The following is a 14318-nucleotide window of genomic DNA, read 5'->3' on the forward strand; positions in this document are numbered from 1 at the left end:
GGTTCCGTCTACTCCAAAGGGACACAGATGAGTTCATCTCCCCCGTCGGCCCAAGAGCCCGCCGGCCCCGGCGCCGGGCAGGACGCACAGGCCGCCAAGGCGCGTAAGCAGCGCCGCGCCCGCCGTCGTATCGCGGGTGCTCTCGCGCTGATGATCGGCTTGGTCGGAGCCGGCTTCCTGGCTACCGCGCTCACCCCGCAGGCCCAGGTCGCGACCGCGCACGAGGACCAGTCCGCGCTCATTCGCGAGGGCAAGCAGCTCTACGAGACCTCCTGCGTCACGTGCCACGGCGCGAACCTGCAGGGTGTCGCCGATCGTGGTCCGAGCCTGATCGGTGTCGGCGAGGCCGCGGTCTACTTCCAGGTCTCCTCCGGTCGTATGCCGATGGCCGTCAACGGCGCCCAGGCGATCCGCAAGCCGGAGAAGTTCGACGCGCACCAGACCGATGCGATCGGCGCCTTCGTCGCCGCCAACGGTGGTGGACCTTCGGTGATCCGTGACGCCAACGGTGAGATCGCCCAGGAATCGCTGCGCGGCGACGACATCGCCCGTGGTTCGGAGCTGTTCCGTATGAACTGCGCCTCCTGCCACAACTTCACCGGTCGCGGTGGTGCGCTCTCCGGCGGTAAGTTCGCGCCGCCGCTGGCCGAGGCCAACGAGCAGCAGATCTACGACGCGATGATCACCGGCCCGCAGAACATGCCCAAGTTCTCCGACCGGCAGCTGACGCCGGAGGAGAAGCGCGACATCGTCGCCTACGTCAAGAACTCCGCGGAGGAGAAGTCGCCCGGCGGCTGGGACCTCGGCGGTTTCGGTCCGGCGACCGAAGGTTTGGCGATCTGGGTCATCGGCATCACCGCAGTGGTCGGCGCCGCGATGTGGATCGGATCCCGATCATGAGTGGACAGGAGCACAGCGACATGGGTCGCGAACCCACCGAAGACGAACTGGACGCGATGTCGCGTGACGAGCTGGTCGAGCTCGGCACCAATCGCGACGACGTCGATGTCGTCTACCGCAACGAGCGGTGGCCGGTGCCCGGCACCAAGGCCGAGAAGCGCGCCGAACGTGCGGTCACGTTCTGGTTCGCCGTCTCCGGCCTCGCCGCCGCCGCGCTCATCGGTGTCTTCCTGTTCTGGCCGTGGGAGTGGAAGGGCTACGGCGACGAGGGCCACAGCGCCTACTCGCTGTTCACCCCGCTCGTCGGCCTGACCTTCGGCATCTCGGTGCTGGTCATCGGTATCGCGGTGGTGCTGATCCGTAAGCGGTTCATCCCCGCGGAGATCTCGATCCAGCAGCGCCACGACGGCCCGTCGGACGAGGTCGAGCGGCGCACCCTGGCGGCCGAGCTGCAGGACGCGCTCGACACCTCCACCCTCGGTCGCCGCAAGATGATGCTCGGTACCGCGGGCGCCGGTGTCGGCGTGCTCGGTATCGGCGCGCTGCTGGTGTTCGTCGGCGGCATGGTGAAGAACCCGTGGGCCAAGCGCGACAAGTCGCCGCTGTGGGTCTCGGGCTGGACCCCGGACTACCCGGGCGAGACCATCTACATCCGCCGCGACACCGGTCGCCCCGGCGACATCGTGCTGGTGCGCCCGGAAGACCTGGACGCCGGCTCGATGGAAACCGTGTTCCCGTGGAAAGAGAAGTGGCGCGGCGACGAGCACGCCACGCTCGAGTCGCTGCGCGGTATCCGCAACGCGGTCATGATGATCCGCCTGCGCACCGAAGACGCCGAGAAGGCGATCAAGCGTAAGGGGCAGGAGAGCTTCAATTTCGGCGACTACTTCGCCTACTCGAAGATCTGCACCCATCTCGGCTGCCCCACCTCGCTGTTCGAGCAGCAGACCAACCGGATCCTGTGCCCGTGCCACCAGTCGCAGTTCCTCGCGACCGAGTGGGCCAAGCCGGTCTTCGGTCCCGCCGCCCGCGCACTGCCTCAGCTGCCGATCACCGTCAACTCCGAGGGCTTCCTGGTCGCCGCGGGCGACTTCATCGAGCCGCTCGGCCCGGCCTTCTGGGAGCGTCGTTCATGAGCCAGGTAAACGAGATGGACGAGCGGTATCGCGCCGCCGCGTTCGTCAAGCGGTCGATCAACAAGGTCTTCCCGACCCACTGGTCGTTCCTGCTGGGTGAGATCGCGCTCTACGCGTTCATCATCCTGCTGCTGTCGGGTGTGTACCTGACGCTGTTCTTCGATCCGTCGATGACCCACGTGGTCTACGACGGCGCCTACCAGCCGCTGCGCGGCGTCGGCATGTCGCGGGCGTACGAGACCGCGCTGAACATCTCCTTCGAGGTGCGCGGCGGTCTGTTCGTCCGGCAGATCCACCACTGGGCGGCCCTGCTGTTCGCGGCGTCGATCATCATCCACCTGTTCCGCATCTTCTTCACCGGCGCGTTCCGCAAGCCGCGTGAGGCGAACTGGGTGATCGGCTCGCTGCTGCTGATCCTGGCGATGTTCGAAGGCTTCTTCGGCTACTCGCTGCCCGACGATCTGCTCTCCGGTACCGGTCTGCGCGCCGCGTTCTCGGGTATCACCATCGGTGTGCCGATCATGGGTACCTGGCTGCACTGGCTGATGTTCGGCGGCGACTTCCCCGGCGACATCATCATCCCGCGCCTCTACATCGCGCACGTGCTGCTGCTGCCCGGCATCATCCTGGCGCTGATCGGCGCGCACGTCGCGCTGGTCTGGTACCAGAAGCACACCCAGTTCCCCGGACCGGCCCGCACCGAGCACAACGTGGTCGGCGCGCGCATCATCCCGGTGTTCGCCGCCGATCAGGGCGCGTTCTTCGCGTTCACCCTCGGCATCGTCGGCATCATGGGCGGTGTCCTGCAGATCAACCCGATCTGGAACCTCGGTCCGTACAACCCGTCCCAGGTGTCGGCGGGCTCGCAGCCCGACTTCTACATGATGTGGACCGACGGTATGGCGCGTCTGATGCCGCCGTGGGAGATCTACCTGGGCAACTACACGATCCCGGCGGTGTTCTGGGTCGCGCTCATCATGGGTCTGGTGTTCACGCTGCTGATCGCCTACCCGTGGATCGAGAAGCGCCTCACCAACGACCACACGGCGCATCACAACCTGCTCCAGCGTCCGCGCGACGTGCCGGTGCGTACCGCGATCGGCGCCATGTCCATCGCGTTCTACGTGGTGCTCACGCTCTCGTGCGTCAACGACATCATCGCGCTGAAGTTCGACATCTCGCTGAACGCGACCACCTGGATCGGTCGTATCGGCGTGCTGCTGCTGCCGCCGATCGCGTACTTCATCACCTACCGGTTCTGCATCGGTCTGCAGCGCAGTGACCGGGCGGTGCTCGAGCACGGCATCGAAACCGGTGTGATCAAGCGTCTGCCGCACGGTGAGTACATCGAGGTGCACCAGCCGCTGGGCGGGGTCGACGCACACGGCCACGCCATCCCGCTGGAATACCAGGGCGCCCCGGTGCCCAAGAAGATGAACAAGCTGGGTTCGGCGGGCAAGCCGGGCACCGGTAGCTTCCTCAAGGCCGACCCCAAGGCCGAGGGCGACAGCTGGGCCGAGATCGAGGAGAACGAGGAGCACCGGATGCTCACCGTCCTCGCCGAGCAGCAGGCGATCGCCAACAACAGCGAGCCGTCCGGTCACTGACCGAACAGCACGAAGCACGAAGGCCCCGAGTCGAATTCGACTCGGGGCCTTCGCTTCGTCCTACAGCCGCGGGGTGCGCCGGTATGTCTCGATGGCCTCGAACTTGGCCAGGTTGTGGCGGGCGTCGGCGAGGGCGTCGTGGGCGTCGTCGGGGATGGGCGGCAGGGTGGGGCTGCCGTTGACGGCCCAGTGCTGGCGCAGTTCGTTGGTGTAGCGCGGCATGCCCTTGGGCAGCGCGGTCATGTCGCCCCACAGTTGGCACAGCGCCACGTGGTCGTACGCGCCGACCCAGGCCCACAGCTCGGGTTGCACACTCGGCCGGGGGAGGAAGAACTTGAACAGGTCGTCGCGGATCTGTTCCCTGGTGCGATACAGCGGCGACCCGGCACTCGGCAGCTTCGGCAGCACGTGCTTGCGCACCCACGGCCCTGCCCGCTTCGCATCGAATTCGGTGGACACCGCGTAATACTCGCGCCCGTCCTCGCAGACGACGCCGATCGAGATCAGGTCGATCGTCGTGCCGTCCTCGATGAATTCCGAGTCGTAGAAATATCGCAGGGAGATCGCCTCTTCGTGTCGGTAGGTTGCTCGTGGGGTCCGACTCGACGCGGCGGGCGAGAGACCCACGACGGGTCGACGAAACCTTATGTCGGTACGTCGCGCGTACCGCGCACGGGTCGGCGGTGCCCGCTGTGGGTGCGCCAGATATACGCCAGTGGCTGGGGGCCGTATTCTTAACTGGTGACCTGGACCGTCGATGTACCCATTGACCGCCTGCCGGAACTGCCGCCGCTGCCCGACGACCTACGCGGTCGCCTCGACGCTGCGCTGGCCCGCCCGGCCCTGCAGCAGCCGTCGTGGGATGCCGACGAGGCCGCGACCATGCGGACCGTGCTCGAGAGCGTGCCGCCGATCTGCCTGCCCGCCGAGGTCGAGGACCTCAAGGCGCAGCTGGCACAGGTGGCTCGCGGCGAGGCGTTCCTCATGCAGGGCGGTGACTGCGCGGAGACCTTCGCCGACAACACCGAACCCCACATCCGCGGCAATATCCGCACGCTGCTGCAGATGGCCGTGGTGCTCACCTACGGCGCGAGCATGCCGGTGGTGAAGGTGGCGCGGATCGCAGGCCAGTACGCCAAGCCGCGCTCGTCCGACACCGACGCGCTCGGCCTGACGTCCTACCGCGGTGACATGGTCAACTCCCTTGTCGCCGACGAGGCACTGCGCCGCCACGACCCCTCACGCCTGGTCCGCGCCTACGCCAACGCCAGCGCCGCGATGAACCTGGTTCGCGCCCTGACCAGCGCGGGCACCGCCGACCTGCACCGCCTGCACGACTGGAACCGCGATTTCGTCGCCCAGTCGCCCGCGGGTGCGCGCTACGAGACCCTCGCCGAGGAGATCGACCGCGGACTGCGTTTCATGGCCGCCTGTCAGGTCAACGACCCGAGCCTGAAGACCGCGCGCATCTACGCCTCGCACGAGGCACTCGTCCTGGACTACGAGCGCGCCATGCTGCGGCTGAGCGAGTCCGAAACCGGCGAACCGCTGCTCTACGACCTGTCCGCGCACTTCCTGTGGATCGGTGAACGCACCCGTCAGCTCGACGGCGCCCACATCGCGCTGGCCGAACTCCTCGCGAACCCGATCGGCCTCAAGATCGGGCCGACCACCACGCCGGATCTGGCTGTGGAATACGTCGAGCGGCTCGACCCGAACAACGAGCCGGGCCGGCTCACCCTGGTCGCGCGCATGGGCAACGGCAAGGTGCGCGATGTGCTGCCGCAGATCATCGAGAAGGTCCAGGCCACCGGCCACCAGGTGATCTGGCAGTGCGACCCCATGCACGGCAACACCCACGAGTCGTCCACCGGGTTCAAGACCCGCCACTTCGACCGCATCGTCGACGAGGTCCAGGGCTTCTTCGAGGTCCACCACGCCCTCGGCACCCACCCCGGTGGCCTGCACATCGAGCTGACCGGCGAGAACGTCACCGAGTGCCTCGGCGGCGCCCAGGACATCTCCGATCTCGACCTCAGCGGCCGCTACGAAACGGCCTGCGACCCGCGCCTGAACACCCAGCAGTCCCTGGAACTGTCGTTCCTGGTCGCCGAGATGCTGCGGTAATTCTGGAGCGCTGGCGCGCTCGAACCGCCGCTGCGCGGCGGACCCTCCTCGAGGTCGGGTCGTACGTGGCTGGTAGCGCGGTCATGGCGGACTCGGGGGTGTGCGGTTGGCGGGCGGACGCGGTCAGCGAGGACCGCGTCCGGGTTTTTCTTTGTCCTTCTCGGGATCCTTGCCCCTTCAAGGCAGGGCGGTGAGCGTCACGACGCTGCCCGCCTCCACGTTCGAGTTGAAACCAGGAACCTGGCCGATCACCAGCGAACTGTCGGAGTCGGTGAGGGATTTGACCTCTACTCGTAGACCGAGCTGTTGCAGCTTGGAACGGGCACTGCCGACGCTTTGACCCATCACATTGGGCACCTTCACCGCGTTCGACAGGATCAGTGTCACGGTGTCGCCCGATTGCAGGGTGGCGCCGACGGCGGGCTCGGTGGCGATGGCCTTGTCGCCCTCGATGCTCTTGTCGAACTGCACGCGCGTATCGCGAACGACCAGGCCCGCGGTGGTCAGGGCGCTGGCTGCCTCCTCGGCGGTCTTGCCACGCACATCGGGCACATTGACCGGTTGAGATCCCTTGCTGCGGTATACCTTCACCTGGCCGCCCATCGGCAGGATCGTGCCCGGCGCGGGCTCTACTTTCGCCAGTGAGCCCTTCGGTGCGGTACTGGCCGCTTCACCGGCGTCGATCGGTTGCAGACCGCCGTCGCGGATCGCCTGGTTGACGGCGCTGATCTGATCGCCCGCCTTGATATCGGGCACCCGCGGTTTGCCGTTCGAGATCAGCACCGCGATCGTGGAACTCTTGGTCACCCGCGACCCGGCCGACGGATCGGTGCCGACAACCCCGCCCACCGGAATGGTGTCGGAAGCTTTCTGCCGCAGCTCTGTGTCGAAACCGGCCTCTTGCAGCACGGCGACGGCCCGTTCGGAGTCCATGCCCGCGATCGGGGGCACCGAGCTGTAGCGGCCGACCCCGAGCCACCAGCCGCCGATGCCGACCAACAGGGTCAGCGCGGTGACGATGCCCACCCACACCAAGCCTGTTCGGCGAGCATGGCTGTCGCCGGTGCCGAACGCGGTCGCCGCCGGTGCGGGGGCGTACTCCTCCGGCCGCGGGCGCGGCGCGGTCACCACCCTGGTGTGGTGCGGCTCCGGTGCGGGGGAATGGTGCGCGGCCAGCGGCGGCGGGGTGATCGGGCGCTCGCCGGGATGATGCGCGGCGCCGGTCTGATAGCTCTCACTGAGATGTTCGGCCGAATCCCGGGGTGCGGGCACCCGATACGGCGGCAGGTTCAGCTCCATCGCGATCGACTGCAGTGTCGCCGCCATCTCGTTGGCGTCGGCGAAGCGTTGCGCGGGGTCGCGGGAGGTCGCCTTGGCGACGAGTGCGTCGAATTCGGGCGGCACGCCACCGATGAAGTTGCTCGGCGCGGGCACGTCGTTCTCGACCCGCTGATACGCCACCGACAGCGAGTTGTCGCCGGTGAACGGCACCCGCCCGGTGAGCAGTTCGAAGATCAGGACGCCGAAGGAGTACACATCACTGCGCGCGTCCGCGGTGCCGGTGGTGACCTGCTCGGGGGAGAGGTAGGCGGCCGTGCCGAGGATCACGCTCGCGGAGGTGGTGTTGGCCGCGGCCACGGCGCGTACCAGGCCGAAGTCGGCGATCTTCACCTCGCCCGCGTCGGAGATCAGCACGTTCTCCGGCTTCACGTCGCGGTGAACCAGGCCGGCGTCGTGCGCGGTGCCGATCGCGCGCAGCACCGGCTCGGCCACGGCCCGCACGGCGTGTGGCGGCATCGGCCCGCGTTCGCGCAGCAGCTCACGCAGCGTGCCGCCCTCGACCAATTCCATGATCAGGAACGGGTATTCGCCGTCGACGCCCTGGTCGTAGACCGCGACCAGTGACGCGTGCTTGAGCTTGGCCACCGCGCGCGCCTCGAACTCGAAGCGGCTCAGGAACTGCGGGTCGCCGGCGAACTTCGGGTCCATCACCTTGATCGCGACGGGGCGATCGAGCCGGGTGTCGGTCCCGCGGAAGACCATCGACATCCCGCCACGAGCGATCGGCGCATCGATGCGATAGCGCCCTTCCAGCATCTGGCCGATCAAGTGATGTCCTCCGGCATTCAACCGGCCGCCGTGTGCGGCCACCACGATGGTAACCGGGTGGTGTGGGCATGCCAGACGATGCGTGTGTGCCGACACGTACTACCGTTGTGTGGGTGAGTGCCTTCCCCTGCAGCGACGACGTGCTGCCCGACACCGAAACCATCGTCTCGCTCCCCGAGGCGGCCGACATACTCGGTGTCCCGGTCACCTCGGTGCACCAACTGCTGCGCGACCACCAGATCCTGGCGATCCGCCGCAACGGCATCCCCGGCATTCCCTCCCGCTTCTTCGACTCCGAAGACGAGATCGTCCGCATGCTCCCCGGCGTGATCACCGTGATGCGTGACGGCAAGTACAGCAACGAGGACATCCTCGAGTGGCTCTATACCGATGACCCCTCCCTCCCCGGCCGCCCCGTCGACGCCCTCCACGGCCACCTGGCACGCGAGGTAGTCCGCCGCGCCCACGCCGAACCCTTCTGATCGTCAGACCGGATCGAACGGGTTCACCAGGGCGGCACCGGAACCCTTGAAGTGCTTGGTATTTCGGGTCGCCACGGTGTGCCCGTGTGTCAATGCCGTTGCCGCGATCAGACCGTCGCCGACGTCGACGGTGGCGGGGATCAGCGCCCATCGATGGATGACGGGGACATCGACAGCCAGAATGCGTTGCGTGTAGCTGCCCTCGATCTCGTCGACGGCAGCCTCGATCCGGTCCGCGCGGGCGCTCTCCCGCCGCGTGCCCAGGAGTGCGACGCCACGACGGAATTCTGCTGGTCCGGTCGACCGGCGACTAGCGGTGGCTGGTGGTCAAGCCTTTGGCGGCGACGAGGATTCGGCGACGGTGGGAGACCGTGGCGCGGCGCGTGAAGACCTGGTAGTCGGCTGCTTCGATGCGGTCGAGGATCTCGGCGTAGAGGGTGGCCGCGGTGGCGATCGCCGGGCGGACCCGGGGGGCGAGCAGGGCGATGCCGGGCACGGCTCGCCGATAGATGTCGCGGTTGACGGCGATCAGGTGAGCCAGCGCGCGTCGCAGGGGTGCGTCGGTGTGGCCACGATGGTGGCAGGCGCGCAGGTGGGCTTCGTCCACGCCGAAGGCCCGCAGTTCGTCGGTGGGCAGATAGATGCGGTCGCGGTCGAGGTCCTCGGCGACGTCGCGCAGGAAATTGGTGAGCTGGAAGGCCTCGCCGAGGGCGGCGGCCGCGGGTTCGGCCTCGGTGACGGGGACGACGGTGCCGAGGACCGGCAGCAGTTGCAGGCCGATAGCGGCAGCGGATCCGCGCATGTACTCGCGGAGCTCGCTCATCGTGGCGTAGCGGGTGCGGTGGGTGGCCGTGCCGGGGACGTCCATGCGCATGGCGTCGAGGAACGTCCAGATGTGACTGTGCGCGATGTCGTAGCGGGCGATGGTGTCGGCGGCCGCGGTGACGATCTGGCGGCGGCGCACGTCGGTGGTGGCGACGTGACGGTGCTCGAGGGCCGCGCGCAGTTGTCTCTCGACGAGGTCGAGATGCGCGGCGGGGGAGACGTCGAGGACCTGCCGTGCGCCGTCGCGCGGGTCGAGGACACGGGCGGGGTTGTCGGCGTGGTCGACGATGTCATCGACCATTCGCGCGAACGCGTACAGCGCGTGCACGGCCCGCCGACGCTCCGGTGAGAGCAGCGTGGTCGCCAGGTAGTACGTACGCCCGTGCTCGGCGGCGATCCGCCGACAACTCGCGTAGGCCGCGTCGAGCTCGATCATGCCTGGCGCTCCCGCGCACCACTCATGCCCGGACGGGCGGCGCAGGTTTACCGGCCACAGCCTTCGACGTGGCCGAACGCAGACGCAGCGGATCAACGGTCCGCAGCGACACCGCCGCGACCACGGCGGCGAACGTCGCCAGCGCTACGTGCCAGAAGTTGTAGAGCCCGATCGACCCGTCCGGCTGGAACACCAGCATCAACCATGTGCAGATCCCCACCAGCCACATCAACGTCGTGGTCGACAGGGCGAACGCGGCGGCCAGCGCCAACGGCCACGAGTAGTACCAGGGCAGCGCGGCGGGAGAGAGCAGCACGATCGCGACGAAGGCGATGATGATGCCCATCACGGCCTCGCGTTCGCTGTGGCGGAACCGCCACCACGTCGCGACGAGCAACACCACCATGGCGATCTGGCACAGGGGACGGGTCACTTGCAGTACCGCGTCGCGATCCAGCGGGGTCACCCAGGTGACCATGTGCGCGAGAATCGTCGGTAACGAAAGCCAGTTGATGATCTTGTTCGAACCCTGCAACGCGGTGACCCAGCCGAAGCCGACCCCCGCGATCACCGACGCCGCGCCGAATACCAGCGCGAATACGCCCACGCCGATTCCGGCGATCTTGGCGAAGACGAGCAGTGGGTGCGGCATATCCGGGGACGGTCTGGCAGCGTCGGGGTGTTTCTGCTCTTCGGCGAGCGCGGCATCGGAATCCACCACGGCTCGACGCTCGGCAGCTCGTCGTTCCTTCTCGTGCAGAATCCAGATCCACACCAGGAACGGCAACGCCACCCCGGCAGTCGCCTTGATCGCGACGCCGATGGCGACCACCACGATGCCCGCCACATGGTGGCGTTCGAGCACGAGCGCGACGCCCGCACACATCAGCCCGACCATCAGCATCTCGTTGTGCACGCCGCCGATCAGGTGCACCAGCACCAGCGGATTGAGCACCGCCAACCACAGCGCCACCGTCGGCTTACCGCCGAGATGCTTGGTCAGATACGGCACGGCCCACATCATCAGCGCCAGCCCGGGCAGCATCGCGAAGCGCAGGGCGATGGTCCCGGCGATCACATTGTCGCCGGTGATCGAGGTGATCGCGCGGCCGATGAGTAGGAACACCGGCCCGTAGGGCGCGGTGGTGGTGGTCCAGACCGTGCTCACGTTGTCCAGCAGCACACCCGGATTGGCGACGGGCCCTACCTGATAGGGGTCGAAACCGTCGCGGAGCAGCGCGCCCTGGGCAAGGTAGGAGTACACATCGCGACTGAACATCGGCGCCGCGAACAGCAGTGGCGTGATCCAGATTCCGACGATCGCCCGCAACTCGTTGAGGGTGACCGTCGATTCGCCTTTGCTGCTGGTGATCCGGCCGAGTCGAACCCACGCCGTGATCATCATCAACACACCGATCCAGATCAGGATCGACGACAACGCGTACCCGTGGCCGAACCGGAGCCAGGACAGGTGCAGCGCCTCGAGCAGCGGGTCGCGTTTGCGGACAGCGCCCGCGCCGAAGCCGCCGAAGGTGATCATGGCCGCGCCGAAGAATCCCATGATGGCCGCGTGGCCTTCGGGGCTCCTGGCGAACTCACCTGCGGTGCGCAGCCATGTCCGAACGCCCGGGTCGGTTCGAGCGGGTAGGTGGCGCTGGCGCTCGAGTGTGCGCGTGTTGTCCATTGTGCCTACGGTCGTCTCGGAGGGCGGCATGTTCGGTCGGTCCCCCCGGATGGTCGGCGGTCGCAACCGCGAGCTGATAAGTCGGCCGTCAGTTTACGGCTTCAAGTGGGAACACTAACCCGGTGGTCGGTACCGGCGTGTGCCCGGCTGCCGGTGATTCGTGCCGCAGCCAGCTTGCCCGACAGCAGCGTGGTGGGCACACCCACCCCCGGAGTGGTGCCGCAACCTGCGAGAACGACGTTGTCCACACCCCTTGGCAGATTGCGTGGCCGGAACGGGCCGGTTTGCCGGAACAGGTGCGCGATCGAGAACGGCGTGCCGGCGATCATGCCCTGGGCGGCCCAGGTGGCAGGTGTGTCGAGGTGGTCGACGCGGAAATGCTCGGTGATCCCGGTGTAGCCGCGCTGCTCCAGGACCGCGAGCAGTTCGCGCAGATAGGCCGGGCCGAGGCGGTCCCAGTCGAGCGGGGCGGCGGTCAGGTTGGGGCAGGGTGCGAGCACCGACAGCGGTTCGAAGCGGCCGGTCGCCCGGTCGACGAACTGCTCGGCGTCGGTCAGCGCGGGCCGCGTGAGCAGCAGTGAAGGATCGCTCATGAGCCGGCCGCGGCCCTCGCGCGCGGCGATCTCGGCGAACGTCTGCGCCCAGGCGGCGCCGAACTCGATGGTGTGGTGCGCCTGCACGGGCCAGCTCGCGGCGATCTCGGCGGGGACGGTGCCGTGAGCGACCACCGCTGACGGTGAGGCGCGCAGGCCGCGACGACGGCGCAGGCCGAATCGAGGCAGGGAGCCGATATCGGCGGTGAGCACCACCGCGTCGCAGGGATAGGCGCCGCCGTCTGTCGTCCGAACCGCTTCGGCACGGCGGCCACCGGTGTTCGTGATCCGATCGGTGCGCGTCCCGTAGTCGATGCCGTCGACCTCGGCGTTCAGAACGAGCTGACCACCCGCGGCGGTGAAGGCCTCGGCGAGCGCGGCCGTGATCGCGCGCATCCCCCCTTCGGGGAAGTAGACCCCGAGGCAGGTGTCCATGTTCGGGATCGCGCCGTAGACCGCCAGCGCGTCATCCGGGGACATGCCCGCGTACAGAGCTTGGAAGGTGAACAGCCTGGTCAGCCGCTCGTCGCGCAGGTAGGACCGCACGCGAGGCCCCAGCTTGCCGAACCCGCCGAGCTTGGCGAGCGCGACCAACGCGGCCCTGGCGCGCGGCGTGCGCACCATGTCGAGCGGCGAATCGAAATCGGCGTTCATGAACTCGTCGAACTCGGCGTCGTAGATGCGACCGAGCCAGTCACGCAGTCGCCGGTAGTCGCGCGCTTCGGCGGGCCCGCAAGCACTTTCGACCTCGGCGGCCATCTGGTCGGCATCGTCGAAGACGCGGATGGCGCTGCCGTCGGCGAAGCGTGCGTGATAGGCGGGGGTGAGCCGGTGGATGCGCAGGTCGACGCTCTCCCTGGTGTGCCCGACGGCGGCCAGTGCGTCGTCGATCACCGAGGGCAGGGTGAGCACCGTTGCGCCGCTGTCGATCTCGTAGTCGTCGAACCGGTAGCGACCCACCCGCCCGCCCGGATGATCGGCCCGCTCCAGCACCGTCACCCGATGGCCCGCGCCCCGCAGATGCAGCGCGGCCGCCAGACCTGCCAGCCCGGCTCCGACTACGACGACATGATTCGCTTGTCCCACAACACTTTTCCTATCAGGCTGCGCGGCGAGTGGCGGCCAACGCCATGGCGTGGAGCAACTGCTTGGCTTCCAGCGTCGCGGAACTGGTCGCGATCGCGGCGAGCCCGGTCTCGGTGAGCTCGGCGATCCGCCGCTCCACCTCGTCGACCGCGCCGAGGTCGGTGAGCACCGTGCGCAGCTGATCGACGGCGGCATCGTCGAGATCGGTGCCGAGGCCCGTGCGGATCAGGTCCGCGGATGCCTGGTCGGCCCGGCGCAGCGCTTCGGCGATCAGTACGGTCCGCTTGCCTTCCCGCAGGTCGTCGCCCGATGGCTTCCCGGTCACCACCGGGTCGCCGAACACGCCCAGTAAGTCGTCACGCAGCTGGAATGCGATTCCCACGTCGGTCCCGTAGGTCCGCAGCGCGTCCACCAGCGCTTCGTCGGCGCCCGCGAGCACCGCACCCAGGTGCAACGGCCGTTCGATCGTGTACGCGGCGGTCTTGTACCGGTTGATCCGCAAGGCGGCCTCAACCGATTCGTCGCCACCGGCCTCGCCGTTGATGTCGAGGAGCTGCCCACCCAGCACCTCGGTCCGCATCCGCGCCCACACCGGTGCGAACCGGGCCAGCGCGTGTGGGTTCAACCCGGCTTCGTTGACCAGATCATCTGCCCAGGCCAGCGCGAGATCGCCGATCAGAATCGCGACGGCCGAGCCGTAGGCGGCGCCGTCGCCGGGCCAGCCCGCCGCCTCGTGCCGATCCTCGAAGTCGATGTGCACGGTCGGGAACCCGCGCCGCGTCCGCGAGGAGTCGATGATGTCGTCGTGCACGAGCGCGCACGCCTGTACCAATTCCAGCGCCGAGCAGGCGGTGAGTACCGCGGCGGCGTCGGGCCCCGCAGGGTCGCCACCGGCGCCCAGCCACCCGGTCCACGCGAACCCGGGCCGCGTCCGCTTGCCGCCGCGGACAACGAACTGTTCCAGCGCCTGGACGGCATCGATGAAGACGGGTCCCAGCGGCTCGACGATCTCCCGCCGGGTGGCGAAGAAACTGGTCAGCACCTGTTCGACAGCGGCGACGAAGGCCGGTGTTCCCGGTGTCAGCGCGACGAGATCGACCGAGGTCAGAGCGTCGGCTGCGGACCGGGAGAGCGGGGTACCGATTCCGGCGGACAGGGCGGCCTCCAGGGGCGAAGTGGGCGAACAGCGGGACCGGTTGGGCACTCGGTGGTGCGGTCACCAGCGTTGTGTCGAACGATACGCGGGCGGGCTCGGCGGGCTCCCGGCGCACAGTGCCGCTGCGACGCAGCCCACACCCGGCGTTTCGGTGGGTTCTGTCGCCGCGGCCTGTCC

General features: G+C 68.2%; 11 protein-coding genes. 5 read left to right on the top strand and 6 right to left on the bottom strand.

Translation table 11 applies throughout. The annotated features are described in order from the left end of the window. Positions 1 to 27 precede the first annotated feature (27 nt). From qcrC to qcrB, 3 genes are read left to right on the top strand one after another with little or no spacing between them, the layout of a single operon-like run. Entirely contained in the window at positions 28 to 900 is an 873-nt protein-coding gene (gene qcrC / locus OHS03_RS03880; RefSeq protein WP_169812834.1) for a cytochrome bc1 complex diheme cytochrome c subunit, read from the top strand. Continuing rightward, positions 897 to 2036 carry a cytochrome bc1 complex Rieske iron-sulfur subunit gene (gene qcrA / locus OHS03_RS03885; RefSeq protein ID WP_328660842.1) on the top strand — a complete coding sequence of 380 codons (1140 nt, stop codon included), beginning with the start codon at positions 897 to 899 and terminating at the stop codon, positions 2034 to 2036. Before qcrC ends, qcrA begins: the two co-directional genes overlap by 4 nt. Beyond that, a complete protein-coding gene (qcrB, locus tag OHS03_RS03890) occupies positions 2033 to 3643 on the top strand; it encodes a cytochrome bc1 complex cytochrome b subunit (protein WP_328660844.1) in 1611 nt (536 codons plus the stop codon). Before qcrA ends, qcrB begins: the two co-directional genes overlap by 4 nt. 60 nt (positions 3644 to 3703) lie before the next feature. Here qcrB and OHS03_RS03895 read toward each other — a convergent pair whose 3' ends face one another. After that, positions 3704 to 4201 (bottom strand): polyadenylate-specific 3'-exoribonuclease AS, encoded by a 498-nt coding sequence (locus OHS03_RS03895; RefSeq protein ID WP_328664076.1) that lies wholly within the window; start codon positions 4199 to 4201, stop codon positions 3704 to 3706. A gap of 183 nt (positions 4202 to 4384) precedes the next feature. Here OHS03_RS03895 and OHS03_RS03900 point away from each other — a divergent pair, with 183 nt between their 5' ends. Further along, on the top strand, positions 4385 to 5770 hold the full coding sequence (locus OHS03_RS03900) for a class II 3-deoxy-7-phosphoheptulonate synthase (RefSeq protein ID WP_056816537.1): 1386 nt from the start codon (positions 4385 to 4387) through the stop codon (positions 5768 to 5770). A gap of 177 nt (positions 5771 to 5947) precedes the next feature. Here OHS03_RS03900 and pknB read toward each other — a convergent pair whose 3' ends face one another. Beyond that, positions 5948 to 7867 carry a Stk1 family PASTA domain-containing Ser/Thr kinase gene (pknB, locus tag OHS03_RS03905; RefSeq protein WP_063005433.1) on the bottom strand — a complete coding sequence of 640 codons (1920 nt, stop codon included), beginning with the start codon at positions 7865 to 7867 and terminating at the stop codon, positions 5948 to 5950. A 125-nt stretch (positions 7868 to 7992) separates the two neighbouring features. Here pknB and OHS03_RS03910 point away from each other — a divergent pair, with 125 nt between their 5' ends. Then, positions 7993 to 8361, top strand: a complete 369-nt coding sequence (locus tag OHS03_RS03910; RefSeq protein ID WP_062988752.1) for an Rv2175c family DNA-binding protein — start codon at positions 7993 to 7995, stop codon at positions 8359 to 8361. Between the two features lie 310 nt (positions 8362 to 8671). On the opposite strand, the gene OHS03_RS03920 is transcribed toward OHS03_RS03910, so the two are convergent. The 4 genes from OHS03_RS03920 to OHS03_RS03935 form a co-directional block, all read right to left on the bottom strand. After that, positions 8672 to 9622, bottom strand: a complete 951-nt coding sequence (locus OHS03_RS03920) for a phytoene/squalene synthase family protein (RefSeq protein WP_328660845.1) — start codon at positions 9620 to 9622, stop codon at positions 8672 to 8674. 22 nt (positions 9623 to 9644) lie between these two features. Beyond that, positions 9645 to 11306 carry an alpha-(1->6)-mannopyranosyltransferase A gene (locus OHS03_RS03925; RefSeq protein WP_062988648.1) on the bottom strand — a complete coding sequence of 554 codons (1662 nt, stop codon included), beginning with the start codon at positions 11304 to 11306 and terminating at the stop codon, positions 9645 to 9647. A 101-nt stretch (positions 11307 to 11407) separates the two neighbouring features. Continuing rightward, positions 11408 to 12985, bottom strand: a complete 1578-nt coding sequence (crtI, locus tag OHS03_RS03930) for a phytoene desaturase family protein (RefSeq protein ID WP_328660847.1) — start codon at positions 12983 to 12985, stop codon at positions 11408 to 11410. Between the two features lie 13 nt (positions 12986 to 12998). Further along, a complete protein-coding gene (locus tag OHS03_RS03935) occupies positions 12999 to 14153 on the bottom strand; it encodes a polyprenyl synthetase family protein (protein WP_405151556.1) in 1155 nt (384 codons plus the stop codon). Positions 14154 to 14318 lie beyond the last annotated feature (165 nt).

Origin of the sequence: Nocardia salmonicida, from assembly GCF_036142455.1 — a bacterium.
Lineage (GTDB): Bacteria > Actinomycetota > Actinomycetes > Mycobacteriales > Mycobacteriaceae > Nocardia > Nocardia salmonicida.